Annotated in this window: 24 protein-coding genes; 2 read left to right on the forward strand and 22 right to left on the reverse strand. The window is 60.8% G+C overall.

Going from position 1 to position 24,633, the window contains the following annotated elements:
* Positions 1-6 precede the first annotated feature (6 nt).
* The 6 genes from rpsR to MRS74_RS16200 form a co-directional block, all read right to left on the reverse strand.
* On the reverse strand, positions 7-234 hold the full coding sequence (gene rpsR, locus MRS74_RS16175; RefSeq protein ID WP_020681675.1) for a 30S ribosomal protein S18: 228 nt from the start codon (positions 232-234) through the stop codon (positions 7-9).
* Between the two features lie 32 nt (positions 235-266).
* Positions 267-680: a 30S ribosomal protein S6 gene (gene rpsF / locus MRS74_RS16180; RefSeq protein WP_067298873.1), complete on the reverse strand. Its 414-nt coding sequence runs from the start codon at positions 678-680 to the stop codon at positions 267-269.
* Between the two features lie 223 nt (positions 681-903).
* Positions 904-1,314, reverse strand: a complete 411-nt coding sequence (locus MRS74_RS16185) for an OsmC family protein (RefSeq protein ID WP_438362343.1) — start codon at positions 1,312-1,314, stop codon at positions 904-906.
* A gap of 18 nt (positions 1,315-1,332) precedes the next feature.
* Entirely contained in the window at positions 1,333-2,148 is an 816-nt protein-coding gene (gene trpC, locus MRS74_RS16190) for an indole-3-glycerol phosphate synthase TrpC (RefSeq protein ID WP_254581315.1), read from the reverse strand.
* Positions 2,145-3,188 (reverse strand): anthranilate phosphoribosyltransferase, encoded by a 1,044-nt coding sequence (trpD, locus tag MRS74_RS16195; RefSeq protein ID WP_254581316.1) that lies wholly within the window; start codon positions 3,186-3,188, stop codon positions 2,145-2,147. The genes trpC and trpD overlap by 4 nt, the downstream gene beginning before the upstream one ends.
* A 20-nt stretch (positions 3,189-3,208) precedes the next feature.
* Positions 3,209-3,805 (reverse strand): aminodeoxychorismate/anthranilate synthase component II, encoded by a 597-nt coding sequence (locus MRS74_RS16200; RefSeq protein WP_254581317.1) that lies wholly within the window; start codon positions 3,803-3,805, stop codon positions 3,209-3,211.
* Positions 3,806-4,019: 214 nt separating this feature from the next.
* On the opposite strand from MRS74_RS16200, the gene MRS74_RS16205 reads away from it, so the two are divergent.
* Positions 4,020-5,120: a zinc-binding metallopeptidase family protein gene (locus MRS74_RS16205; protein WP_254581318.1), complete on the forward strand. Its 1,101-nt coding sequence runs from the start codon at positions 4,020-4,022 to the stop codon at positions 5,118-5,120.
* A gap of 121 nt (positions 5,121-5,241) precedes the next feature.
* Here the strand turns inward: MRS74_RS16205 and MRS74_RS16210 are convergent, their stop codons facing one another.
* The 16 genes from MRS74_RS16210 to rpe form a co-directional block, all read right to left on the reverse strand.
* The gene (locus MRS74_RS16210; protein WP_254581319.1) at positions 5,242-5,655 is read right to left on the reverse strand and encodes a DCC1-like thiol-disulfide oxidoreductase family protein; all 414 of its coding nucleotides are present in this window, start codon (positions 5,653-5,655) and stop codon (positions 5,242-5,244) included.
* Positions 5,656-5,691: 36 nt separating this feature from the next.
* Positions 5,692-8,829 (reverse strand): NAD-glutamate dehydrogenase domain-containing protein, encoded by a 3,138-nt coding sequence (locus tag MRS74_RS16215; RefSeq protein ID WP_254581320.1) that lies wholly within the window; start codon positions 8,827-8,829, stop codon positions 5,692-5,694.
* A gap of 92 nt (positions 8,830-8,921) precedes the next feature.
* Positions 8,922-9,842, reverse strand: a complete 921-nt coding sequence (locus MRS74_RS16220; RefSeq protein WP_254581321.1) for a 5-oxoprolinase subunit C family protein — start codon at positions 9,840-9,842, stop codon at positions 8,922-8,924.
* Entirely contained in the window at positions 9,832-10,524 is a 693-nt protein-coding gene (gene pxpB / locus MRS74_RS16225) for a 5-oxoprolinase subunit PxpB (RefSeq protein WP_254581322.1), read from the reverse strand. The genes MRS74_RS16220 and pxpB overlap by 11 nt, the downstream gene beginning before the upstream one ends.
* Positions 10,524-11,255, reverse strand: a complete 732-nt coding sequence (locus tag MRS74_RS16230; protein WP_254581323.1) for a 5-oxoprolinase subunit PxpA — start codon at positions 11,253-11,255, stop codon at positions 10,524-10,526. Before MRS74_RS16230 ends, pxpB begins: the two co-directional genes overlap by 1 nt.
* A 128-nt stretch (positions 11,256-11,383) precedes the next feature.
* Positions 11,384-12,691, reverse strand: coding sequence for a TRAP transporter large permease (locus tag MRS74_RS16235; RefSeq protein WP_254581324.1), 1,308 nt, complete (start codon positions 12,689-12,691; stop codon positions 11,384-11,386).
* Complete coding sequence (locus MRS74_RS16240; protein WP_254581325.1) at positions 12,691-13,209, reverse strand: TRAP transporter small permease; 519 nt, start codon at positions 13,207-13,209, stop codon at positions 12,691-12,693. Before MRS74_RS16240 ends, MRS74_RS16235 begins: the two co-directional genes overlap by 1 nt.
* Positions 13,210-13,260: 51 nt before the next feature.
* Positions 13,261-14,226 carry a TRAP transporter substrate-binding protein gene (locus tag MRS74_RS16245; protein WP_254581326.1) on the reverse strand — a complete coding sequence of 322 codons (966 nt, stop codon included), beginning with the start codon at positions 14,224-14,226 and terminating at the stop codon, positions 13,261-13,263.
* A 166-nt stretch (positions 14,227-14,392) separates the two neighbouring features.
* Positions 14,393-15,214 (reverse strand): putative hydro-lyase, encoded by an 822-nt coding sequence (locus tag MRS74_RS16250; protein ID WP_254581327.1) that lies wholly within the window; start codon positions 15,212-15,214, stop codon positions 14,393-14,395.
* Between the two features lie 113 nt (positions 15,215-15,327).
* Entirely contained in the window at positions 15,328-16,224 is an 897-nt protein-coding gene (locus MRS74_RS16255) for a LysR family transcriptional regulator (protein ID WP_254581328.1), read from the reverse strand.
* 334 nt (positions 16,225-16,558) lie between these two features.
* Positions 16,559-18,241 carry an electron transfer flavoprotein-ubiquinone oxidoreductase gene (locus MRS74_RS16260; protein WP_256557967.1) on the reverse strand — a complete coding sequence of 561 codons (1,683 nt, stop codon included), beginning with the start codon at positions 18,239-18,241 and terminating at the stop codon, positions 16,559-16,561.
* Between the two features lie 171 nt (positions 18,242-18,412).
* On the reverse strand, positions 18,413-19,348 hold the full coding sequence (locus tag MRS74_RS16265) for an electron transfer flavoprotein subunit alpha/FixB family protein (protein WP_254581329.1): 936 nt from the start codon (positions 19,346-19,348) through the stop codon (positions 18,413-18,415).
* Positions 19,348-20,097: an electron transfer flavoprotein subunit beta/FixA family protein gene (locus tag MRS74_RS16270; RefSeq protein WP_254581330.1), complete on the reverse strand. Its 750-nt coding sequence runs from the start codon at positions 20,095-20,097 to the stop codon at positions 19,348-19,350. Before MRS74_RS16270 ends, MRS74_RS16265 begins: the two co-directional genes overlap by 1 nt.
* 353 nt (positions 20,098-20,450) lie before the next feature.
* Positions 20,451-21,932 (reverse strand): anthranilate synthase component I, encoded by a 1,482-nt coding sequence (gene trpE, locus MRS74_RS16275; RefSeq protein WP_254581331.1) that lies wholly within the window; start codon positions 21,930-21,932, stop codon positions 20,451-20,453.
* 213 nt (positions 21,933-22,145) lie between these two features.
* A complete protein-coding gene (locus MRS74_RS16280; protein ID WP_254581332.1) occupies positions 22,146-22,826 on the reverse strand; it encodes a phosphoglycolate phosphatase in 681 nt (226 codons plus the stop codon).
* Positions 22,826-23,497 (reverse strand): ribulose-phosphate 3-epimerase, encoded by a 672-nt coding sequence (gene rpe, locus MRS74_RS16285; protein ID WP_254581333.1) that lies wholly within the window; start codon positions 23,495-23,497, stop codon positions 22,826-22,828. Before rpe ends, MRS74_RS16280 begins: the two co-directional genes overlap by 1 nt.
* A 92-nt stretch (positions 23,498-23,589) precedes the next feature.
* On the opposite strand from rpe, the gene MRS74_RS16290 reads away from it, so the two are divergent.
* On the forward strand, positions 23,590-24,615 hold the full coding sequence (locus tag MRS74_RS16290; RefSeq protein ID WP_254581334.1) for a DUF3530 family protein: 1,026 nt from the start codon (positions 23,590-23,592) through the stop codon (positions 24,613-24,615).
* Positions 24,616-24,633 lie beyond the last annotated feature (18 nt).

The following is a 24,633-nucleotide window of genomic DNA, read 5'->3' on the forward strand; positions in this document are numbered from 1 at the left end:
CCCGGCTTACAGGTGGCTATCGGTGTACGGCAGCAGAGCGACAAAGCGCGCACGCTTGATCGCAGTCGCCAGCTGACGCTGGTAGCGCGCCTTGGTGCCGGTGATGCGGCTGGGTACGATCTTGCCTGTTTCGGTGATGTAACCTTTCAGGACTTCCAGATCTTTGTAATCGATCTCTTTAACACCTTCTGCCGTGAAACGGCAGAACTTGCGGCGACGGAAAAAACGAGCCATGGGATTTCTCCTCAATCAGATAAAAGGTGGGGTTACTCGGCAGCAGCTTCTTCAGTCGCTTCAGCCGGTTTCTCTTCCTGCCTTTCCGGCCGGGAATCTTCACGACGCGGCTTGCGCTCTTCGCGGGATTCAGCGGCTTTGATCGGAGAAACTTCAGTGATCGCTTCTTTACGACGGATGAACATGTTACGCAGAACAGCGTCGTTGTAGCGGAACATGTTTTCCAGCTCGTCCAGAACTTCCTGGCTGCATTCTACGTTCATCAGAATGTAGTGTGCTTTGTGAGCATTGTTGATCGGGTAAGCCAGCTGACGGCGGCCCCAGTCTTCCATACGGTGGATCTTGCCGTCAGCACCTTCGATAACGCCGGTGTAACGCTCAACCATCGCAGGAACCTGCTCGCTCTGGTTCGGGTGAACCAGAAATACGATTTCATAATGACGCATTGGAACTCCTTTCGGTTTTACAGCCTTCGACGAGCTCTTAAACAGGGAAAACCTGTGTATGCACGCGAAAGCAAGGAGGTTAATGAAGTACAAATGGACGCGAAATTATACGCCTATTGAAAATCGTGCGCAATCCGTCCACAAAAAAACCGAAGGCGGCACCTTCGGCTTCTGTCCAGGGGCGTTATACAGCCCCTGCTCGCGCCCCTTGGCTCTCTCAGGCTTAAGCGTCGAGCTCGATGATTTCGTAGCTGTGGCTCATCTTGACCCCGCCCTTCTCCAGCATCAGCGATACCGAGCAGTACTGCTCCGCCGACAACTGCACCGCGCGCTTGACGTGGGCTTCCTTGAGCTTGCGCCCCGTCACCACGAACTTGAGGTGGATGGCGGTGAACACCGCGGGCACGGCATCGGCGCGCTCGGCGTCAATTTCCACCACGCAGGCGGTGACATCCTGGCGGCTCTTGCGCAGGATCGCCATCACATCGACGCTGCTGCAGCTACCAAGGCTGGCCAGCAGCAGCTCCATCGGGCGCGGACCTTCTTTCAGGTCACGGTCCACCATCACATCAAATCCGGAGCCGGTGGTCGCCTTGAAACGATCATCACCCGCCCACTGAACCTTGGCACTCATTGTCATCTTCGCAATTCCCTAACAGTTAAACAGTTCAGCCAGCTTTAAACCCGGGTCTTCGGCACGGATAAAGGTTTCGCCCACCAGAAAGCTGTGCACGCCGTGCCCTCGCATCAGGGCCACATCGGCAGGCCCGGTAATGGCACTCTCGGTCACAACGATACGATCGGGGGGCACCTGATCCAGCAATTGGATGGTGTTGTTCAGCGACACCTCAAAGGTATGCAGATTGCGGTTGTTGATGCCCACCAGGCGATTGCCGAGGCCCAGGGAGCGCGCAAGCTCTGCGCTGTCATGCACCTCAACCAGCACATCCATGCCCAGCTCCAGCGCCAGCGCATTGAGATCCGCCATCTGCTGATCCTGCAGTGCCGCCACTATCAGCAGGATGCAGTCTGCCCCTATGGCGCGGGCTTCATATACCTGATAGGGATCGACGATAAAGTCCTTGCGGATCACCGGCAGACTGCAGGCGGCCCGGGCCTCCTGCAGGTAGGCCTCAGAGCCCTGAAAATAATCGAGATCCGTCAGGACCGACAGGCAGCTGGCGCCACCGCGCTCATAGGAACGGGCAATCTCGGCCGGCACAAAGGGATCACGCAGCAGCCCCTTGGACGGGCTGGCTTTCTTTACCTCGGCGATCACCGCCGAACGGCCGGCGGCAATGCTGCGCGCAATGCTGTCGACAAAACCACGGGGGTCGGTGGCGGAACCCGCCTGAGCGGCGATTCGCGCCTTGAGATCGGCAATAGACACCTTCGCCGAACGCTCGCTGACTTCCTCCGCCTTGCGCGCCAGTATTTTCTTCAAAACCGTGGGCGTATCGTTGCTCATGCCTGCTCCTGCGCCAGTTGTTGACTGAAGGCGGCCAGCTGCTCCATTTTTTCCAGCGCCGCACCGCTTTCCAGCTGTTTGCGTGCCAGGGCGACACCGTCCGCCAGGGTTGCCGCCACACCGGACAGGTAGATGGCCGCTCCGGCGTTCAGGGCGATAATGCTGCTGGCCTTGCGTGCCGCGGTGCTGGTGCCGGCCCTGAAGGCATCCATGATCAGGCGCAGCGAATCCGCCGAGCTGCTGACCTCAAGCCCGATCAGGCTCTGGCTCTCGATGCCGACATCTTCCGGCGTCAGGCTGTATTCGGTCACCACGCCGTCTTTCAGCTCCGCTACGTGGGTATGGGTGGCCAGACTGATTTCATCCAGCCCATCGTGGGCATGCACCACCATCACATGCTCGCCCCCCAGTTCACGCATGACCTCGGCCATGGGGCGACAGAGGGAGTCGCTGAACACGCCGATCAGCAGACGCTTGACACCGGCCGGGTTGGTCATGGGCCCGAGAATATTGAACAGGGTACGGATGCCAAGCTGACGCCGCGGCCCTATGGCGTACTTCATGGCACTGTGGTGACTGGGTGCGAACATGAAGCCCACCCCGACATCTTCCACGCAGCGCGCCACCTGGTCGGCGCTCAGGGTCAGATCGACTCCGCAGGCCTCCAGCAGATCAGCGCTGCCGCTGGAGGACGACACCGCCCGATTGCCGTGCTTGGCCACACTGGCGCCGGCGGCGGCGGTGACAAAAGCGCTGGCACTGGAAACATTGAACAGGTTGGCGCCATCGCCACCGGTTCCGACTATATCCACCAGGGGTGCTGCATTGATGTGCACCGGTGTTGCCAGGTCACGCATGACCTGGGCGGCACCGGTAATTTCGTCGATGGATTCGCTCTTCATGCGCAGTGCCACCAGGAAACCCGCGATCTGGGCTTCGGTACACTGGCCCGTCATCACCTGCTGCATGACCTCGGTCATTTCGATGCGACTCAGGTCCAGATGGTCGACCACCTTGGCGATCGCTTGCTGAATGTTCATTGTCTCTCCTTAGCAGGCTGCTAGGCCGCCTGCGGACGGCGGCGCTTGAGAAAGTTGGCCAGCAGTTCATGCCCCTGCTGCGTCAAAATCGATTCGGGATGGAACTGGACACCTTCGATATCCAGGCTGCGGTGACGCACGCCCATGATTTCATCGATAGTGCCATCGTCATTCTGGGTCCAGGCCGTCACTTCCAGACACTCGGGCAGAGACGCCTGCTCAATCACCAGCGAATGGTAGCGGGTCACTTCCACGGGATTGGCGAGGCCAGCAAAGACACCGCTGTTGTTGTGATGCACCATGGAGGTTTTGCCGTGCATTACCTGCTTGGCACGTACAATCTTGCCGCCAAACGCCTGGCCAATACTCTGATGGCCCAGACAGATACCGAAGATGGGCAGCTTGCCTGCGAAGTGCTCGATCGCCGGCACTGAAACCCCCGCCTCTTTGGGCGTACAGGGGCCAGGCGATACCACCAGTTGCTCAGGGTTCAGGGCTTCGATCTGCTCCAGGGTGATTTCGTCATTGCGAAACACCCGAACATCGGCGCCCAGCTCACCCAGATACTGCACGACGTTGTAGGTAAAGCTGTCGTAATTGTCGATCATCAGCAGCATATAGCACCCAATCTGTTGATACTTATAAACCCTTGTTCGTCGCGATCCGCGACCGGGCTGCTGCCTGGCAGCCTGTCGGACCAAAAGCGCCAGCCGGCGCCGAACCCGACGGGAAATAATACACGACTTCGCCGGCATTTCCTCGTGCCGACACAGGGAAAGCTATTGCGGTGACCGCGCCGCGGCTACACTGCCAGCAAATCAGGAGCCTGACATGAAACTCTTCACCTGCGAGCATTGCGGCCAGACCCTCTACTTCGACAACTTCAGCTGTATACGCTGCCAGCACGAACTCGGCTTCCTGCCCGACAAAATGGTGCTTGCGGCACTGCAGGCCCAAGGCGAACACTGGGTTGCCGTCGATGCCAAGCCCGGCGAGCCCGGTTATCGCAAGTGCGCCAACTACAGCGAACACAACCTGTGCAACTGGATGATCGCGGACAGCGATCCCTGCAAGTACTGCGTGGCCTGTCGCCTGACTCAGACCATTCCGGATTTGAGTATCGAGGGCAACAAGACCCTCTGGCACCGGCTGGAGGCGGAAAAGCGCCGGCTGGTTTTCAGCCTCATGCGCCTCGACCTGCCACTGGACCCCAAGCCCGAACCTGATGCCGACGGACTGGCGTTTGCCTTTCTGTCGGATGACCCGAGCAAGGCGTTTCACGAAGACGACGAGCGCGTACTGACCGGTCACGCGGCCGGCCTGATAACGCTGAATATCGCAGAAGCCGACAACGCCATCCGCGAAGACATGCGCCAGCAGATGGCCGAACCCTATCGCACCCTGCTGGGCCATTTTCGTCATGAGTCGGGGCACTACTACTGGGACAGGCTGGTACAGAACAGCGAATGGCTGGTGCCTTTTCGAACCCTGTTTGGCGACGAGACGCGGAATTATCAGCAATCCCTGCAGAGTCACTACAAAACGGGCGCCCCCGCCGACTGGCAAAACAGTTTCGTCAGCACCTATGCCAGCAGCCATCCCTGGGAAGACTGGGCCGAAACCTGGGCCCACTACCTGCATATCGCCGACACCCTGGAAACCGCCCGCGCCTTCGGCCTGAGGGTCAAACCCCGGGTCGAAGAAGCCGAAGAACTGAGCACAGGCGTGCCCTTCGACCCCTATCGCAGCAGGAACTTCGAGCCATTGATAGAACAGTGGCTGCCGGTCACCTATGCCCTCAACAACCTGAACCAGAGCATGGGCCACCCCGACCTCTACCCTTTTATCCTGGCGCCACTGGCCATCGAAAAGCTGTCCTTCGTGCACCGGATCATTCTCGATCACCGCGAGCACAAAGCGCAGCCTGAGTAGGCCGTGCTGCACCCGGCAGCGAATGCGCGCTTTTATCGGAATCCGGCACATCGCCGGTCTGGGATTCGTGGAATCGTGATTCGTGATTCGTGATTCGTGATTCGTGATTCGTGATTGGCAGTTAGAAGCGGTCGCTGCCCGCCCGCTGCAGATTGTTGATACGGGACTTGCCCATCAGTTTCAGCACTCCATTGCGACAGCTGCGCAGCAATGGGTAGAGCAGCGCCGAACGACGCTTCGAGCGAAAGATCCAGTAATTCAGCCGATTGAAGGCACCCGAACAGCTGCCAAGCAGTGCCAGCCGCTGGATGGCATCGGCACCGTAATAGAGCCGCTCACCCATTTTCAGCACCATGCCCTGGTCGATATCCAGCCCGGCGGCCGTCACCTCAGCCATCAGTTCAGCCGTCCGTTCAGCAGAGTCGCGGGCATTGACCAGCCGCAGCGTCCCCACCGTCGCCCGAATACGCACCAGGCGACAGTAGTGATCACAGAAGGGGCATTGCTTGTCGTAAATAAGGACTATTTCAGACACTTTGATCCCTGCTGAAGGTTCCAGCACCCTATCGTCTCAAGCCTGCAACTGATTGACCAGACAGCTCATCATCGCCAGGTGCTGACCTGTCTGGGATTTCGCTTCGGCAACGCTGTCCCGCAGCTCGCCAAGCGTGGCGCAGCTTTCGATCAGGGCAGGAAATGCATCCTCACTGGCACAGGCGTCGCTGGATTGCAGCAGCGCCAGCACCCGGCGTCGCACCGCGGCATCCAGCGTCTCGCTGAGCTGCTGTTTGCTTTTGCGCTGCCATTTGTCGAACGCCGGCAAGCCCTCCAGGGCAAGGCGCAGCCAGAACAGGTCCAGATAGTTGTTAAGGCAGAACCAGACGCTGGCGGCCAGCGACACGTCGCATCCGGCCTGCTGGGCGATGGCGGCGATATCAAAGCCAAAATACAGCCGTTCAAGCTCGGCGACCCTGGATTCCAGCAGCCCATGACTACCCTGCATCGCGCCATCCATGCCAGGCAGCCGTCCGCGGGTGTCGTCGATAGCCTGGCGGAAACGCGCCGCGATCACCGTTGTCGGCTGCGACCAGTCCGCATGTTTGAGCAGCCAGTGGGTCGCCCGCTCCACCGGATGATGCATGCGCAGCTGCAGATCCATCTGCTGCTGATTGCTGATGCCGGCATCCAGCGCATCGATATCCCGCGCCAGATCGGCGATGCCCAGGGCTTCGCGCGCCACCGTATAGGAACGAATCCAGTGGGCGCAGTCGGTTTTAACCTCTTCCAGCAACAGCAGACAGAAGCTCGACCCCATGCGGTTGATGACCTGGTTGGTTAGCTGGGCGGCGAGTATTTCCTTGCGCAGCGGGTGATTTTCAATATCGTCGCGATAGTTGTCCCGCAGCAGGGCCGGGAAATACTGCAGCAGGGATTCGGCAACAATGGGGTCGTCGATCAGGTCGGTGTCGATCAGTTTTTCGAACAACCGACTTTTGCTATAGGCCAGCAACACCGCAATTTCCGGCCGGCTCAGGCCTTCCTGACGGGCAATGCGCCCGGCAATTTCGGTTTCATCCGGCAGGCATTCAAGCTGGCGATCCAGCCGCCCTTCGCGCTCCAGCAGCTGAATCAACCGGCCGTGCTGGGCGATGAAGGCCGCCGCCGTCTGGCTGGACTGGCTCAACATCTTGCTCTGGGCGTAGTTGTTGCGCAACACCAGCGCCGCCACCTCATCGGTCATGGCCCCCAGCAGTTCGTCCCGCGCCGGCGCCGCCATGACGCCTGCGCGCACGCGCTGATCCAGCAGAATCTTGATATTGACCTCATGGTCGGAGCAGTCGACCCCGGCCGAGTTGTCGATGGCATCGGTATTGATCAGGCCGCCGCGGCGGGCAAACTCGATACGGGCGCGCTGGGTCAGCCCCAGATTGCCGCCCTCCACCAGCACCCGGGCACGCAGCTCGGTGGCGGCAACGCGCAGGCCATCGTTGATGCGATCACCCACATCGAGATCGGTCTCGTCGCTGGCGCGTACATAGGTGCCAACGCCGCCGTTCCACAACAGGTCCACCGGTGCGCGCAAGAGCGCCGCGATCAGCGCGTCGGGCGCCAGGTAGTCAATTTCATCGCTGATACCCAGGGCCTGCTTCATGGGCAGGCTCAGGGGGATTTTCTTGCTCTGACGGGAGAAGACGCCGCCGCCTGCGGATATCAGCGCCGGATCATAGTCGCTCCAGGCCGAGCCTTCAAGGCCGAACAACCGCTGCCGCTCGCCAAAGGAGGCGGCCGGGTCCGGCGCAGGATCGACAAAGATATGCCGGTGGTTAAAGGCCCCCAACAGACGGAGCTGATTCGACAGCAGCATGCCGTTGCCGAACACATCACCGGACATGTCGCCGATGCCCACAACGCTGAACGCCTGACGCTGGGTATCCAGCCCCAGCTCGCGAAACAGCCGTTTTGTGGATTCCCAGGCACCGCGGGCGGTAATGCCCATTTTCTTGTGGTCGTAGCCCTTGGAGCCGCCGGAGGCGAAGGCATCGCCGAGCCAGAAGTCGTACTCGGCGGCGATGCCATTGGCCAGATCGGAGAAGGTGGCCGTGCCCTTGTCGGCGGCAACGACCAGATAGCTGTCATCTGCGTCGTAGCGCACCAGCTGTGCAGGTGGCACCACCTGGCCATCGACACGGTTGTCGGTGAGATCCAGCAGGCCACGGATAAAGGCCGAATAGGCCTGGCGCACCCTGACTGCACGCTGAGCCGGTTCCAAATCAGTACCCAGCGCCTTGCAGACAAAGCCGCCCTTGGCGCCGGTGGGCACGATCACGGCGTTCTTCACCATCTGTGCCTTGGCCAGCCCCAGCACTTCTGTGCGGTAATCCTCCATGCGCTCGGACCAGCGCAGGCCGCCACGGGCCACCTTGCCACCACGCAGGTGCACCCCTTCAACCGCGGGGCCGAAGACGAATATCTCGAAGGCCGGCACGGGCCTGGGCATATTACGGATGCGTCCCGGCAGCAGCTTGAACGCCAGACAGCGCTGCGGGTCGGTCCAGACCGCGGGGTTGAAAAAGTTGCTGCGCACCGTGGCGCAGATCACATCCACAAAGGCAGTGAAGATGCGGTCGTCATCCACCGAGGCCACGCCGTCAATCTGTGCCAGCAGCGCCCGGTGCCTGCTCTCAAGATCGCCCTCACTGCCCTGGGCCGCGGGATCGAACTTGAGGTAAAAATACTCCACCAGGGCGCGGGCCAGCTGCGGATAGCGGCAGAGCGCGCCCTGCATGTAGGCCTGACTGAAGGGCAGCTTGATCTGCAGCAGATAGCGGGCCAGACCGCGCAACAGAATGCAGCCACGCAAATCCAGCGCGCAGAGGGTAATCAGGTTGTTGAAGCCATCGTTGTCCACTTCCTCGCGGGACACCGCCAGCAGCGTCTGGCAGAACTGCTGTTGCATCGCCCGGCTCTCCAGCAGTTGCGCACTCCGGGGCTGCAGGCTCAGCTCGATTATCCAGTCGCCATGCTGCCCGGTACTGGCGGAGCTGATGACATCAACCCCCAGGTTTTCAACGATGGGCAGCAGCGCCGACAGGGTCATCGGAGCCCCCTCGCCCGCGACCGCTAGCCTCAGGTAGTTATCCCCCGGCGCCAAGGTGGCGAACTGACTGCGAACGATGCGCGCGGGCATCTGGGATCTGCTGGCATCCATAGGTATTTTCATGCTCTGCCCCGATAGTATTCAGGCGTTAAGGACGGCGTCAGGTGGTAAGACAATGTCTGGCATTAAAAGAAGCTCAGGGGTTAAAGCCCAAAGCTGTGATTGAAAATCATGCGCTGGGCTTCGGCCTCGGACACATCCATCGGGCGAAAGCGCACCCGGTCACCAGGCCCGCGCTGGGCCAGCTGGGCGGCGCCCAGGGCGCTGATACAGCCGATTTTCGGGTAACCACCGATGGTCTGGCGGTCCCGCAACAGCACTATGGGCTGGCCATCACTGGGGATCTGGATGGCGCCAAAGGCGATGCCTTCCGAAATGATGCCGTTGCGCCTGGGCTGAATCGCATCGCCGCTGAGGCGATAGCCCATGCGATCCATGTTCTGGCTCACCTTATAGCTGGCGGAAAAGAATTTCGTGCGCTGCACTATATCGAACTCATCGTGCTGATAACCCGCCATCACGCCCAGTTCCAGCGGGCTGTCGTAGTCGGGGATGGCCCAGGCGGGCACCCGGGCGTCAATCGCCGTACGAGTTGGCTCAAAGGGCAGAATATCCCCGGCCTTGAGCTTGACGCCTGCACCATCGACACCCCCCAGCCCCTCGCGGCAGACGGTGGCACAGCTGCCCAGGCGCGCCTGAGCCTTAAATCCCCCCAGCACCGCCAGATAGGCCCGCAGCCCGGTGACCGGAGTCGCGAACACGATCTTGTCGCCTTTGCGTACCTGCCTCGTGCACCAGGGCGCCAGCGGCTCACCGTTGATACGCGCCCCAAGATCCGCCCCCGTCAGGGCGATGCAGGTATCGGCCTGGCAGCGCAGTTGCAGCAGGCCATAGGTAATTTCCAGCTGCGCTGACCCCGGTGCATTGCCCAGAATATGATTGGCCCAGACAAAGGCATGCTCATCCATCGGGCCGCCGGTGGTGACGCCCAGATGCTGATAGCCAAAGCGCCCGTCATCCTGCAACAGGCTCAGAATACCCGGGTTGATAACCTCAAAGCTCATCGAACTGCCCTCCCAGACTCAGGTATTCCTGCCTCGATACCGGCTCGAAGCGCACCCGATCACCCACTTCCATCAGCGCCAGCGAGCGGCTGTTCCAGTCGATCATCTGCCGCGGCGTGCGGCCGATAAGCTGCCAGCCACCCGGCGTGACGCTGGGATAGATGGCGGTCTGGTTGTCGGCAATACCGAGGCTGCCCCTGGGGACTTTCAGCCGTGGCGTGGCCTTGCGGGGCATGCACAGGCGCGGGTCTGTATTGCCCAGAAAGGCAAAGCCCGGGCTAAAGCCAATGGCATAGACGCGGTAACTGACGCCGCTGTGCAGGGCTATGACCTCATCGGTGGACAACCCCAGGTGCTGGCAGATCGCTGCCATATCCAGCGCCACTTCCTCGCCGTAATACACCGGCAGTACCAATTCACGTGCCTCCAGGGGCCTGTCCTCGGCGTGCTCCAGCCGCTGCATCAGCGCCTGCAGCCTGGATAACATGCCCAGCCGGTCTATCTGGCGCAGATCAAAGCTCAGCAGAATCGAGCTATAGGACGGCACCAGGTCGATCACGCATTCCGCCAGTTCGCAGCGAATGGCATCCAGCAACTGCCGCACCCGTTGCGCCACTGCGTCACCGATCTCGTCGCCAAGGCTGATCAGCAGGGTGTTCTCGTTAACGCTCTGCAACTGCATCAGCTTTGTACCCAGCCCCGCAAACGCTGCACCAGCTGCAGCGCCAGCGGATTGTCACCGTGAATGCACAGGGTGTCGGCCTGGATCGGCACCCGCACGCCATTGATGGAGGTGACGCTGGCGTCATTGATCATCTGCATCACCTGCTGCTCGATCGCCTCGCAGCTGTGATGCACGGCGCCCGGCACCGCGCGGGACAGCAGCCGTCCCTGATCGTCGTAGGCACGATCGGAAAAGGCTTCGAACCAGAGTGTCAGCCCCAGTGTTGCGGCCCGGGCACGAAAGCGCTCGGCATCGGGCGTGGCCATGATCACCAGCGGGCACTGGGGCGCGTAGTCCAGCACCGCCTGCATCACCACCGCCATGGTGGCGTCATCGGCAATCATGCGGTTATAGAGGGCGCCGTGGGGTTTTACATAGTCAATACGGGTTGCGTTCACGCGGCAGATGCCATCGAGCGCGGCAATCTGATAGACCAGCAGCGCACGCAGTTCGTCCGCCGAGCACTGCAGGTCGCGGCGGCCAAAGCCCTGCAAATCGGGATAACCCGGATGGGCACCGATACTGACGCCACTGGCCAGGGCCAGCTTGACGGTTCTGTCCATGGTGAGCGGGTCCGAGGCGTGGAAACCGCAGGCGATATTGGCCATATCGACAAAGGGCATCACCTGTTCGTCCATGCCCATGACCCAGCTGCCAAAACTTTCACCCATGTCACAATTGAGTTTCATCGACCTTCTCCAGGCAAAGCATTGCCGTTGCCCTGCAAGGGTGCGCAGGACAGGGCAAGATCAGAAAATTAATCCAGGGCAGATTCGGGCGGCGGCGCCAGGCGACACAGCCCCTGTGATGAATCCGGCTAGCGCTGCGACATGGTCGTCGGCAGGTAGGTCACAATCTCGGGGAACCAGCTGATCAGCACTATGGCAAACAGGATCAGCAGGAAGAACGGCAGTGCCGCCCGGGCCACATACAAGATGTCCTTGCCGGTGAGCGCCTGAATCACGAACAGATTGAAGCCCACCGGCGGCGTGATCTGGGACATTTCCACCACCAGCACTATATAGATACCGAACCAGAGCAGGTCGATGTTGGCCTGCTGCACCATGGGCAGAACCACGGCCACGGTCAGAACCACCACCGAGATGCCATCGAGGAAACAGCCCAGCACCACGAACAGCACCGTCAGCGACATCAGCAGCACCACCGGCGAGAGCGCCATATCGCCAATCCACTGCGCCAGGGCGCTGGGAATGCCGAGAAAGCCCATGGCCAGGGTCAGAAAGTGCGCACCAACCAGAATCAGCCCGATCATGCAGGAGCTCTTTACCGCCCCCAGCAGACTGCCGAGAAAACTCTCGCGATCCAGGCTGCCGGTCACCAGGGCCAGAAACAGTGAGCCGAAAACTCCCAGCGCCGCCGCTTCCGTCGGCGTGGTCAGGCCGCCATAGATGGAGCCCAGCACGAAGCCGATAAGGGCCACAATCGGCAGCAGCTGCTTCAGCGCCTTCAGCTTGACGGTAAGCGATACGCGGTCGCTTTTGTCGCTGGGCAACTCGTCCTTGTTCAGCAGTGCCCACACCATGGTGTAGCCCATAAAGAGCACCATCAGCAGCAGGCCCGGCAGAGCACCGGCAATAAACAGCCGGCCAATAGACACCTCGGCGGCCACGCCGTATACGATCAGGATAATCGAGGGCGGTATCAGCAGCCCCAGGGTACCGGAGCCCGCCAGGGTACCCACGGCCATGCGTTCACTGTAGCCCTGCGCCTTGAGTTCAGGCAGGGTCATACGACCAATGGTGGCAGCCGTGGCAGCGGATGAGCCAGAGACGGCGGCAAAGATGCCACAGCTGAGCACGTTGACATGCAGCAGCTTGCCCGGCAGTCCACCCAGCCAGGGCGACAGCCCCTTGAACAGATCCTCCGACAGGCGGGTACGAAACAGCACCTCCCCCATCCAGATAAACAGCGGCAAGGCGGTCAGCGACCAGGAGGTACTGGCCCCCCAGCTGGAGGTGGCAAACAGCAGGCCGATCTGGTCGTTGCCGGACAGCATCAGCCCCAGCACCGCCACGCCGGTCAGCGCCAGCGCCACCCAGATCCCCATGGCGAGCATCAGCAGCATGCTGACGGCCAGTACAATCGATAGCAGCGTCATATCCATCAGACTTCCTCCAGATTGAGTTCATTCTCATGGGTCTGATAGGCCGGCACCCGCCCTTTCACGACACAGACAAGGCTATCGAGAATGGCCAGATTCAGCGCCAGCATTCCCAGCGCCAGGGGCACCTGCGGAATCCATATAGGCACCGGAATGTAGCCATAGGAGACCTCTTCGAAGACGTAGGACTCCCACACCATGTAGATGCAGTACCCGGTCATGTAGCTCACCAGCACCAAAGAAAACAGCAGTACCAGTAATTCCTGCAGGTAGCGCGCCCGGGACGAGCAGCGCTGAATCAGCAGCGTAACCCTGATATGCCCGCCTTCGTGAAAGGTATAGGCCAGGCCGAGGAAGGTGGCGCCAGCCAGGGCGTAGCCGGAAAAATCTTCCGCGGAGGGAATGATAAAACCGAACAGCCGACCGACAATCTGGGCCAGGATGATGAGCATGATGGCGACCAGACAAAAGCCCGCCAGGTAGCCCGATGCCAGATACAGTTTTTCTCGAAGTGAGTGCATAACAGGCGCCTCGCTGGACAGGCTCCGCAATCGGAGCCTGTGACACTGGGATTACTGGCGGTAGCTGGAGAGGATAGCTCCAACCTCATCCGGTGACTCGGCCTTCCATTCCTCGATCATGGTGTCGCCGATCTTCTGCAGCTGCGCCATCAGCTCGGCGGAGGGCTCTGCCACCTGAATGCCGTGCTCGGCCAGGGTTTTGGTATCCTCGGCCGCCGTGACGCGCACACGCTTCCAGCCTTCGCTCTCGGCTTTGGCGGCGGCATCCAGAACAACCTGGCGGGTTTTGTCATCCAGGCGCTTGAAGGCCCGCTTGTTCACTACCACCACGTTCTTGGGAATCCAGGCGCGCACATCGGTGAAGTGCTCCAGGTAATCCCAGGCCTGGCCGTTCACACCGGTCGAGGGTGACGTGATCATGGCGTCAATAATACCGGTGCTGAAGGCCTGGGGAATGTCCGGTACCTGTACGGTGGTCGGGGTGGTATTCATCAGGTCCGCCAGACGGGAAGTGGACGGGCTATAGGCGCGCATCTTCAGGCCGCTCAGATCTTCCAGCCGGTTGACCGGCGCCTTGGTGTAAAGGCTCTGGGCCGGCCAGGCAACGGTGTACAGCAGAGTCATGCCGTCTTTATCCAGCTGCTTTTCAACTTCGGGCCGGGCCGCCGCCCAGAGTTTCTCGGCATCATCAAAGGTGGTGGCCAGAAACGGAATATTGTCGTGCTTGAACACCGGATGGGTGTTACCCATGATGCCGATAAAGACTTCCCCCAGCTGAACCTGGCCGGTTTTCACCGCGCGCGGTATTTCCGGATGCTTCACCAGGGATGCGCCCGAATGCACGGTAATATCCAGCTCGCCGGCGGTATTGACCCTGATTTCCTCGGCGAATTCACGCGCGATCTGGGTCGGCAGATTGGCATCGGCGTAAGGCGTGGGCATATGCCACTTCTCGGCCTGAACCGCAGAAGTCGCAAGGGTACCCAACAGCAGCATGGCGCCCGCTAATTTTTTCATCTTGATGCTCCAGTTTTCATTGTTATTAAAAAGTACCGGATCTCATCCTGAGCCGGTTGGCGATAACCTCTGAGCCCAGGGCGGCAATATTCCTGTTATCAAGAATAGCTGCCAGCACTAAAGCCCACTGGGTTACCGGTAAAGGAGGCGCTGCAGCCTGCAGGCCTCAGAGAATCGCAAGTTCTGCATTAAGAAGGTCGGTGATCAGCATTTTGCCGGGCACATGGGTGATGCAGATGGGCGGCTTGGCATTACGCACCGCCACCTGGGGCGTTACACCGCAGGCCCAGAAGACCGGCAGTTCAGCGCCACGCAGCTCAACCGCATCGCCAAAGTCAGGCGCGGCGAGGTCTTTAATACCAATCAGTGACGGGTCACCCAGATGCACAGGTGCACCGTGGGCCTTGGGCAACCGGGTGGTGACCTGTATCGCGCGAATGGCATCGGCGGCGATGAAAGGTCGCATGGACACCACCATGTCACCGTGGAAACGCCCACCGGGCACGGTCGGAATATTGCTGCGGTACATGGAGACGTTCAGGCCAGTGTCGATATTGCGTACCGACAGACCCGCTTGCTGCAGCGCATCTTCAAAGGAAAATGAACAGCCCAGCACGAAGGCGACCATGTCGCCCTGCCAGAGGGCGGCGATATCCGATGCCGTTTCAACCAGCTCGCCGTCGCGAAAAACATTGTATTCAGGCACATCGTAGCGGATATCGATATCCAGCCCCAGGCCCGGCAGGGCCGGGTTACCGGGCTCGGACACGGCGATCAGCGGGCAGGACACCGGATTGTTCTGACAATAGGCAAGGAAGTCGCCGGCCCAGTCGGCGGGCAGAATAACCAGGTTACCCTGCACCAGGCCCGGCGCCAGGCCGCTGGTCATGGCACTGTGCTCGCCGCTGCGAATGGCCTGGCGCAAGGCGCTGGATTCGCCCAGCAGGCGCTCTTTGTAATCGGACAGACTGCGTTGCAACCGGGGCATGGCGGGAACCTCTGCTGATCTTGTTATTGTGTCTTCTGGTAAAGACTCTACTCCAGCCCACAAAAATTTCTAATTATCATTTTATTGTTATGTTGATAAAAAAAATTGATCAACTAAGCCGTTACGGCGGCTGTGGCCACCCTAACGGCCATCTGTGCTGCGAGCTCCGCCAGGGGATTGCAGGGTACCGTAGGATAGGAGGCGGTAAAGACCAGGGCGCTGGGCGTCCAGTCCACCTCGACCCTTTTCAGGGTGGCGGCCGCCAGTTCCGCGGTAATCATCACCTGTGGCAAGGTCGAGACGCCAACGCCATCGAGGGTCAGACGATGGCAGGCCGCCAGGGAGCTGGATGAGAAAAACCGCACCGGCGGACCGTCCAGCGCCCGGAATTGCTGGCTGATCTCGGCAAAGGGTTTGGTGCTTCTGGCGTAGGTGATAATCGGCCAGCGCGTCAGCTCACTGAGCACCACCGGCCGCTGCGGCAGATCCAGCCCGGGGCTGGCGACCCACACCAGCGGGAAGGTGCAGAGTTCAAGGTCAGCGATGCTGGGGTCCGATACGGGCCCCATCAGAAAGGCCAGATCCAGCGAGCGCTCCAGCAGGCCCGTGCGCAGGTTGCTGGTCACATCCACAGTCAGTTCGACCTCCAGATTGGGCATGTCGGTATGCAGGCACCGCAGAAAGTCGGGCAGCCAGGTATGGACGATGGTTTCCGACACCCCCAGGCGCAAAAGGCCACCCAGGGACAGCGACAGGTTGGCGCGCTTGCGCAGCTGCTCCGACATGAAGATGATTTTCTCCGCGTAGGGCAGCAACTCTTTGCCTTTGGCCGTCAGCGCCACGGGGCCCGGCCCCACCTCGCGCACGAACAGCTTGGCCCCCAACTCCTCCTCCAGCGCGGCAATGCGCGACGAGATCGCCGGCTGCGTGGTGCACTGGCGTTCCGCCGCCTTCCTGAAGCTGCCAAGGGTCGCGACCCAGACAAAGGTTTCCAGACGTTTGAAGTTCATTGTGCCCCTTGGGAGTTAGCCGGCTTTCAATCGGAAGCCTGCAGGACTTGGCAATTACAGGCCAATGGCATGTCCGACAGTACCCGTCAGGTTCGACGTTGCATCCTTGGCGGCACTATTTCAAGCCCGATGGACAGTGCAGCACCTGACTGCCGGCACTTGAAGGGGTCTGGCAGATAAAGAAAAGCCCCGCAGGTGCGGGGCAAAGGGCATTAGCAGAGTGAAAACTTACATGTTCGGGTAGGTCGGACCGCCACCACCTTCAGGAGTGACCCAGGTGATGTTTTGCTGCACCTGGGGATGACTCCTTGATGTCGGCTTTTTAGCCTCGGCATCACATGTTCGGATAGGTCGGACCGCCGCCACCTTCAGGGGTCACCCAGGTGATATTCTGCGACGGGTCCTTGATGTCACAGGTTTTGCAGTGCACACAGTTCTGGGCGTTGATCTGGAAACGCGGTCCGCTCGCCTCTTCCACAATTTCATAGACCCCCGCCGGGCAGAAGCGCTGTGCAGGCTCCGCCCAGGTAGGCAGGTTTACCGCAATGGGAATGCTGGCATCGGTCAGCTGCAGGTGGCTGGGCTGGTCTTCTTCGTGGTTGGTGTTGGAGAGGAACACCGACGACAGCTTGTCAAAACTCAGCTTGCCATCGGGTTTGGGGTAGTCGATCTTCGGACTCTGCGCCGCGGGCTTGAGCTGGGCATAGTCCGGCTTGGTATCGTGCAGCGTGATCGGCAACTTGCCGCCGCACAGGTTCTGATCGACGAAGTTGAAGGCGCCACCCAGCAGCACACCGAACTTGTGCATCGCCGGGCCGAAGTTGCGGCTGCGGTACAGTTCGTCATAGAGCCAGGAGGCCTTGAAGGCGTCGGTAAAGGCCGCTATTTCCTGCCCGGCACTGTCGTTTTTGCCCAGCGCCTCGAATACGGACTCGGCCGCAATCAGGCCGGATTTCATTGCGGTGTGGGTGCCCTTGATCTTGGAGAAGTTCAGGGTGCCGGCATCACAGCCGAGCAGCAGCGCGCCCGGCATGGTCATTTTGGGCAGCGAGTTGAAACCGCCCTTGGTGATGGCCCGGGCGCCGTAGGATACCCGCTTGCCGCCATCCAGCGTCTGGGCGAACAGCGGATGATGCTTCAAGCGCTGGAATTCATCGAACGGGCTGAGCCAGGGGTTGCTGTAGTTCAGATCGACGATCAGGCCCACCACGACCTGGCTGTTTTCCGCGTGATAGAGGAAGAAACCACCGGAGGCATCACCCTGCAGCGGCCAGCCGGAGCCATGCACCACCAGCCCTGGCTGATGTTTGGCGGGGTCTATATCCCACAGTTCCTTGATGCCGATGCCGTAGTGTTGCGGATCGGCATCCTTGTCCAGCGCAAAGCGCTCGATAAGCTGCTTGCCCAGATGGCCGCGGCAGCCTTCGGTAAAGAGTGTCACCTTGGCGTGCAGCTCCATGCCCGGCATGTAGCTGTCTTTCGGCTGGCCGTCGTGACCGATGCCCATGTCGCCGGTGGCGATGCCCTTGACCGCGCCCTTGAGTTCACCGTCGGTGTGATAGAGCACTTCGCTGGCGGCAAAGCCCGGGAAGATCTCTACCCCCAGCGCTTCGGCCTGTTCAGCCAGCCAGCGGCACAGGTTGCCCAGGCTGGCGACGTAGTTGCCCTCATTGTGCATGGTCTTGGGCACCAGCGCGTTGGGAATGCGCCGGGCCGAGGTTGCATTTTGCAGCAGGTACATCTCGTCGGCAGTCACCGCCGTGTTCAGCGGTGCGCCACGCTCCGCCCAGTCGGGAAAGAGTTCAGCCAGGGCGCGGGGTTCGATCACCGCGCCCGACAGAATATGGGCGCCGACTTCGGAGCCTTTTTCCACCACACAGACCGATAGCTCGCGCTCGGCATCCTGCGCCTGCTGCATCAGGCGAATGGCGGCGGACAGGCCCGCAGGGCCCGCGCCTACAATCACCACATCGAATTCCATCGATTCGCGTTCAGCAGCGTTCACGGCTTCGCTCATGGGGACTTACCTCTTTCTTATTGCGGGGATGGAGCGGGCTCTGTCTGTACAGACTGAGCCCCTGGGATAAGCTGTTGCACAACACACTGGCGAAAAACACAGCACCCGTAGGAGCGGGCTTCAACAGATCCGCAACCAGGCCGCAACTTGAGAGCGCGACCTGGAAGCCTCTTACAGGCTCGCTTCGAGTTCCGGCACGGCGTCAAACAAGTCGGCAACCAGACCATAGTCCGCCACCTGGAAGATCGGGGCTTCCTCATCCTTGTTGATCGCCACGATTACCTTGGAATCCTTCATGCCCGCCAGATGCTGGATGGCACCGGAAATACCCACCGCAATGTACAGCTCGGGCGCCACTATCTTGCCGGTCTGGCCCACCTGCATGTCGTTGGGCACAAAGCCCGCATCCACGGCCGCACGGGACGCGCCCACGGCGGCACCCAGCTTGTCAGCCACCTTTTCCAGCAGGGCGAAGTTCTCGCCGTTACCCATGCCGCGACCACCGGAGATGATCACCCGGGCCGCTGTCAGCTCGGGGCGATCCGACTTGGCCACTTCTTCGCCGACAAAGCGCGACAGCCCGGCGTCATGCACCGCTGTCACGGCTTCAATGCTGGCAGAACCGCCTTCGGCGGCCACCGGATCGAAGGCCGTGCCACGTACGGTGATGACCTTGATGGCATCCAGCGATTTCACCGTGGCAATGGCATTGCCGGCATAGATCGGGCGCTTGAAGGTATCGGCCGACTCAACCGAAACGATATCGGACAGCTGACCCACATCCAGCAGGGCCGCCACGCGAGGCAGCAAATTCTTGCCGGTGGTGGTGGCCGGCGCCAGCACATACTCAAAGCCGGCGGATTTGGCCAGCTCTGCCACCAGCGGCGCGACGTTCTCAGCCAGCTGATGCCCATAGGCGGCGTTATCGGCCAGCAAGACCTTGTTGACACCGGCAACCTGCGCAGCCTGACCGGCCACGGCCTGGCAACCTTCACCCGCCACCAGCAACACGGCATCGCCACCGATGGCCGCAGCGGCGGCAACGGTATTGAGCGTAGCCGGTTTGAGGATGCTGTTATCGTGTTCCGCAATAATCAGGGTCGCCATCAGATCACCTTCGCTTCGTTTTTCAGTTTTTCCACCAGCTCGGCTACCGAGCCCACCTTGATACCGCCCTTGCGCTCGGCCGGCGGCTCAACACTCAGCAGCTCGGTATGGGCGCGCAGTTCGACACCCAGATCCGCCGGCGTTTTCACATCCAGCGGCTTTTTCTTAGCTTTCATGATGTTGGGCAGGGATGCATAGCGCGGCTCGTTCAGACGCAGATCGGTGGTCACGATGGCCGGCAGTTTCAGACCCAGGGTCTGCAGGCCGCCGTCGACTTCGCGGGTTACCAGGGCTTCATCGCCCTCGATCTTCACTTCAGAAGCGAAGGTGCCCTGGGACAGGCCGGTGAGTGCCGCCAGCATCTGGCCGGTCTGGTTGTTGTCGGAATCGATGGCCTGCTTGCCGAGAATGACCAGGCCCGGCTGCTCGTCGGCCACCACCTTGGCCAGCAGCTTGGCGACTGACAGGGATTCCGGGCTGTTTTCAGTCTCAATATGAATACCGCGATCGGCTCCGAGCGCCAGGGCGGTACGGATCTGTTCCTGCACCGCCTTGGGGCCGATGGACACCACGACCACCTCGGTGGCAACACCCGCTTCCTTCAGTCTCACCGCTTCTTCCACGGCAATCTCGCAGAAGGGGTTCAGTGCCATCTTGACGTTGGCCAGATCGACATCGCTGCGATCCGCCTTGACGCGCACCTTGACGTTGTAGTCGAGGACACGCTTGACCGTTACCAGTACTTTCATGCTGTTCTGCCTTTTCGCATTAATGTCCAGGCCCACCGGGGCGGCCTGCATCGTTAACATGAACCGGGGTCAGTCTGGCCATAAGATACAACCAAAAAGGACACCCACCCGACCCAAGGGGCCGCCGGCCATCAAAAAATGTGCGCCAAGCGCCACTAGCCGGCATCTCAATGTCATGCAGTGTCCCTCTTTGGCACGAACCGGACAATAACAAAAGGAGCCTATTAATTGACATATGGGGCCAATGGCACAAAATCCGGGGCCAGTACGGCAAACCCGCACGCAAAAAAAAACCGGAGCACAGGGCTCCGGTCATGGGTTCAGTTCACGCTGTTAGCGCAGTAACAAGCCTGTTACAGGTTATCCAGCCCCTGCTCCACCATGGCCACGGCACGGAAAATCGCCCGCCCCTTGTTCATGGTTTCGTCCCACTCGTTCTGGGGTACCGAATCGGCCACTATGCCGGCGCCGGCCTGAATATGCAGGGTCTTGTCCTTGATCACCGCAGTACGGATCGCGATGGCCGTATCCATATTGCCGTTCCAGGACAGATAGCCCACGGCGCCCCCGTAGACGCCGCGCTTCACGGGCTCAAGCTCGTCGATGATTTCCATCGCCCGCACCTTGGGCGCACCGCTGAGGGTGCCGGCCGGGTGGGCCGCACGCAGCACATCCATGGCACTGACGTCATCGCGCAGGCGGCCATTCACATTGGAAACGATGTGCATGACATGGGAGTAGCGTTCCACCAGCATCTTCTCGGTCAGCTGCACCTCACCCACCCGAGCCACGCGACCGATATCGTTGCGCCCCAGGTCGATCAGCATCAGGTGCTCGGCCAGCTCCTTGGGATCCGACAGCAGATCCTGCTCCAGCGCCTGATCCTCGGCCTCGGTCGCACCACGGGGGCGCGTACCGGCAATGGGCCTGACGGTCGCGATACCATCTTCCACCCGGGCGAGAATTTCCGGCGACGACCCCACCACATGGAAATCATCCAGGTTGAGCATATACATGTAGGGCGACGGGTTCAGGCAGCGCAGTGCACGGTACAGATCCAGCGGCCGGCTCTCGAAGGGAATCGACATGCGCTGGGAGATCACCGTCTGCATCATGTCACCCGACAGGATGTATTCCTTAATGCGCGCCACGGCCGCCTTGAAGGCGTCTTCACCAAAGCTGGACTTGAATGCCGCCTCATCAACATGACGCGCAGGCGCAGCCTCGGGTGGCCGCGGCGTTGCAGTGCGCAGCCTGGCCACCAGTTCATCGAGCCTGGCTTCGGCACGCGACAGCGCATCCGGCAGCGAAGGATCTGTGTGGCAGATCAGAATCAGCTTGCCACTGAGGTTATCGAATACCACCAGCTCATCAGACACCATCAGCAGAATGTCAGGCGTGCCTATCACATCCGGCGGAGCCGTGGCCGCCAGGCGCTTTTCGATATAACGCACAGTGTCGTAGCCGAAGTAGCCCACCAGGCCACCATTGAAGCGCGGCAGGTGAGGCAGATTCGGCACCCGGTAGCGGGCCTGAAACTGCTCGACAAAGTCCAGCGGATCTTCCACCTCCAGCTGCTCGACAATAGCACCGTCGGTACTGATGCTGACCTCATGGCCGCAGACCTTCAGCAGCGTGCGGCACGGCAGGCCGATAATGGAGTAACGCCCCCACTTCTCGCCGCCTTCGACCGACTCGAACAGGTAGCTGTAGGGCGCGTCGGCCAGTTTCATGTAGGTGGAAAGCGGGGTGTCCAGGTCGGCCAGTACGGTGCGCATCACCGGAATACGGTTATAATTCTGCGCGGCCAGATCGGAAAACTGTTCAGGCGTCATTTTGCTGCCTCAAAAAGTGGGTTTGAAGGTGTGTCAGGCGGGCATTACAGACGCCATCGCCAGCGCGACTCCAGCTGCAATACACCGAGTCGAAAGCCCATTTGATGAAGCACAAGAAATAGATTCACGGCTGAAAGTTATCAGTTAAATCAGAATGTTGGAGCTATACGATATAGCAAGCCCGAGGGCCTGCGCAACCGCCACCATAGCGACTCACAGCAGCGCATCAAGACGCGCTACTATCAGGTCAGGCGCGCTGGCCGCTATAGGCTCACCGTGGTTGTAACCATAAGGCACTGCCGCCACCTTGCAGCCCGCCGCCCGCCCCGCCAGAACATCGTTGCTCGAGTCCCCCACCATCAGGGTGGTGGCAGGCGTGGCGCCGCACTGTTCGATGGCGCTGATCAGCATGGCGGGATCCGGCTTGCAGGTGGGCAGGCTGTCGCCACCGATCACCACGTCAAAGTAGCCATCGATCCCCAGCCCCTGCAGCATTTCACCGGTAAAGCGCATTGGCTTGTTGGTCGCAACGCCAAGACGAATACCCCGCGCCTGAAGCCCGTTAAGACATTCGAGCACGCCGGGATAGAGCGCACTCAGCGCTGCGGTAGACTCGCCGTAGAACTGCAAAAAGAGCCCATAGGCCTTGTCAAAGCGCCCCTCTGGCAGCCTGGCATCGGATATCTCCAGCTGTCCGTGCAGCGCACGGCGCACCAGCGTCGGTGCGCCATTGCCGACCCAGTCCCGCACCCGTGCAACGCCGGCGGGCTCAAGCTCGAGCGCCGCCAGCATGCGATCGACGGCCACAGCCAGATCCGGCACGCTGTCCACCAGAGTGCCGTCCAGATCGAACAGCACCAGGGCGGGATCCTGGCCTGCGAACAGGCTGCGCATCAGGAAACCTTCGCCAGCTCGGCGCGCATGGCGTCGATGGTGGCGCGGTAATCATCGGTATTAAAAATGGCGGAACCGGCGACGAAGGTATCGGCACCGGCCGCAGCGATCTCGGCGATATTGCCGATACCCACACCACCATCCACTTCGAGACGGATATCCAGCCCGCTGGCGTCAATGCGCTCGCGCACCAGACGCAGCTTGTCGAGGGTCGAGGGAATGAACTTCTGACCGCCAAAACCCGGGTTAACGGACATCAGCAGAATCATGTCCAGCCGATCCATGACGTGATCAAGGTAATGCAGCGGGGTGGCGGGATTGAACACCAGGCCCGCCTGACAGCCGCCATCACGAATCATCTGCAGGGACCGGTCGATGTGATCCGAGGCTTCGGGGTGAAAGGTGATAAAGCTTGCACCGGCCTCGATAAACTCGCCGATCATGCGATCGACCGGCTTTACCATCAGATGCACATCGATGGGGGCCTTGATGCCGTGCTTGCGCAGCGCCTTGCACACCATGGGACCGATGGTCAGATTTGGCACATAGTGATTATCCATGACATCAAAGTGCACAATGTCGGCACCCGCCGCGAGTACATTTTCAACCTCCTCACCCAGGCGGGCAAAGTCGGCGGACAGAATGGACGGGGCTAGTTTGTAATCGGCCATGGTCAGACTCTTTGTGAAGGAAATTTTGAATCGGCGCTATTGTAACCAAGCAAGGCCTTGCCTGCGACCGGGCAGTTCTGAATAATCCGGACATGAAGCCAATACTCTGCGCCCTCACCCTGAGTCTCCTGCTGCCCGTCGTCATGGCTCAGGCCGCTGCATCCGCTGCCCAGACAAATATCGAAAGCGACCCACAAAGCAGCCCCGAAACCAGCTCTCCTGCTGCCCTGCGTGAACGGGTCGAGCCGACACCCCAGCAACAGGGCATGCTCGATCTGGCCCGCGCCCTGGAGCAGGCACCGGAAACCGAGGCCAACTGGCTTGAAACCAACAGCGACCGCAGCCTGACACTCTATCAGCCCGCCAGCCAGGCCGAACCCACCGGCGCCGTGATTCTGCTGCCCGATGAGCACAACCATCCGGACTGGCCGCGGGATCTGCATCCGCTGCGCACAGGTCTGGCGCGCCACGGCTGGGATACGCTGTCGGTCGCGCTGCCGCGCAGCGCCGCCACGCCTGTGCCGCCGCGCAGCTTTGTATCCAACAGCAGCGCAGCCGCCAGCGGTGCAGAGCCAAGCAATGCAGACGCCAGCAGCAATGGAACTGACGGCGCAGCGCAGGACACCGAAATTGCGCCTATGGAGCTGTACGCCGAGCGCGTGATCAAGATATGTGAAGCCGCCATCCGGCACCTTGAGTCCCGCCAGCACGACTATCTGATCTTTCTGGGAACGGGTACAGGCGCGGTCTGGGCGGCGCTCTGCGCCAGGGAGTTTCAGCAAAGCCACCAGCTTGGCCTGACTCTGCTGAATGCGCGCCAGCCCTCTGCCGCGGGCGCACCGCAGTTAAAGCAGCTGCTGACGGAGCTAAGCGTGCCGGTGCTGGATATTTATCAGCTGGACCAGGTGGCGATAGTGGCTGCGCGCCTGCGTGGCAACAGCGCCCGACGGGCGCTTCTGGCAAGCTACCACCAGGGGCAACTGCCAGAAATACTGCCCGCCGATGACGGCGCCCTGCTGTTGCGCGAAGTGCGCGGGCGCATCAAGCGTTACCTGATGCCTGCGCCTATGATGAACCAGGGTGCGGCCGAGCCCGCCGAGCAGCAGCCGGGCCGCTGACCCTCTCTATCAAGGGCT

The organism is Marinobacterium sedimentorum, from assembly GCF_024267675.1.
Lineage (GTDB): Bacteria > Pseudomonadota > Gammaproteobacteria > Pseudomonadales > Balneatricaceae > Marinobacterium_A > Marinobacterium_A sedimentorum.

Coding starts and splice junctions, on each gene's coding strand:
- MRS74_RS16230 (WP_254581323.1), bottom strand. CDS start 11,255: ATGAAACTCAATTGTGACATGGGTGAAAGTTTTGGCAGCTGGGTCATG.
- MRS74_RS16205 (WP_254581318.1), top strand. CDS start 4,020: ATGAAACTCTTCACCTGCGAGCATTGCGGCCAGACCCTCTACTTCGAC.
- trpD (WP_254581316.1), bottom strand. CDS start 3,188: ATGAACATTCAGCAAGCGATCGCCAAGGTGGTCGACCATCTGGACCTG.
- MRS74_RS16240 (WP_254581325.1), bottom strand. CDS start 13,209: ATGCACTCACTTCGAGAAAAACTGTATCTGGCATCGGGCTACCTGGCG.
- pxpB (WP_254581322.1), bottom strand. CDS start 10,524: ATGCAGTTGCAGAGCGTTAACGAGAACACCCTGCTGATCAGCCTTGGC.
- MRS74_RS16185 (WP_438362343.1), bottom strand. CDS start 1,314: ATGAGTGCCAAGGTTCAGTGGGCGGGTGATGATCGTTTCAAGGCGACC.
- MRS74_RS16200 (WP_254581317.1), bottom strand. CDS start 3,805: ATGCTGCTGATGATCGACAATTACGACAGCTTTACCTACAACGTCGTG.
- MRS74_RS16235 (WP_254581324.1), bottom strand. CDS start 12,691: ATGGATATGACGCTGCTATCGATTGTACTGGCCGTCAGCATGCTGCTG.
- MRS74_RS16255 (WP_254581328.1), bottom strand. CDS start 16,224: ATGAACTTCAAACGTCTGGAAACCTTTGTCTGGGTCGCGACCCTTGGC.
- trpE (WP_254581331.1), bottom strand. CDS start 21,932: ATGACGCCTGAACAGTTTTCCGATCTGGCCGCGCAGAATTATAACCGT.
- MRS74_RS16280 (WP_254581332.1), bottom strand. CDS start 22,826: ATGCGCAGCCTGTTCGCAGGCCAGGATCCCGCCCTGGTGCTGTTCGAT.
- rpe (WP_254581333.1), bottom strand. CDS start 23,497: ATGGCCGATTACAAACTAGCCCCGTCCATTCTGTCCGCCGACTTTGCC.
- MRS74_RS16250 (WP_254581327.1), bottom strand. CDS start 15,214: ATGCCCCGGTTGCAACGCAGTCTGTCCGATTACAAAGAGCGCCTGCTG.
- rpsR (WP_020681675.1), bottom strand. CDS start 234: ATGGCTCGTTTTTTCCGTCGCCGCAAGTTCTGCCGTTTCACGGCAGAA.
- MRS74_RS16265 (WP_254581329.1), bottom strand. CDS start 19,348: ATGGCGACCCTGATTATTGCGGAACACGATAACAGCATCCTCAAACCG.
- MRS74_RS16290 (WP_254581334.1), top strand. CDS start 23,590: ATGAAGCCAATACTCTGCGCCCTCACCCTGAGTCTCCTGCTGCCCGTC.
- MRS74_RS16215 (WP_254581320.1), bottom strand. CDS start 8,829: ATGGATGCCAGCAGATCCCAGATGCCCGCGCGCATCGTTCGCAGTCAG.
- MRS74_RS16270 (WP_254581330.1), bottom strand. CDS start 20,097: ATGAAAGTACTGGTAACGGTCAAGCGTGTCCTCGACTACAACGTCAAG.
- MRS74_RS16245 (WP_254581326.1), bottom strand. CDS start 14,226: ATGAAAAAATTAGCGGGCGCCATGCTGCTGTTGGGTACCCTTGCGACT.
- MRS74_RS16220 (WP_254581321.1), bottom strand. CDS start 9,842: ATGAGCTTTGAGGTTATCAACCCGGGTATTCTGAGCCTGTTGCAGGAT.
- trpC (WP_254581315.1), bottom strand. CDS start 2,148: ATGAGCAACGATACGCCCACGGTTTTGAAGAAAATACTGGCGCGCAAG.
- MRS74_RS16260 (WP_256557967.1), bottom strand. CDS start 18,241: ATGAGCGAAGCCGTGAACGCTGCTGAACGCGAATCGATGGAATTCGAT.
- rpsF (WP_067298873.1), bottom strand. CDS start 680: ATGCGTCATTATGAAATCGTATTTCTGGTTCACCCGAACCAGAGCGAG.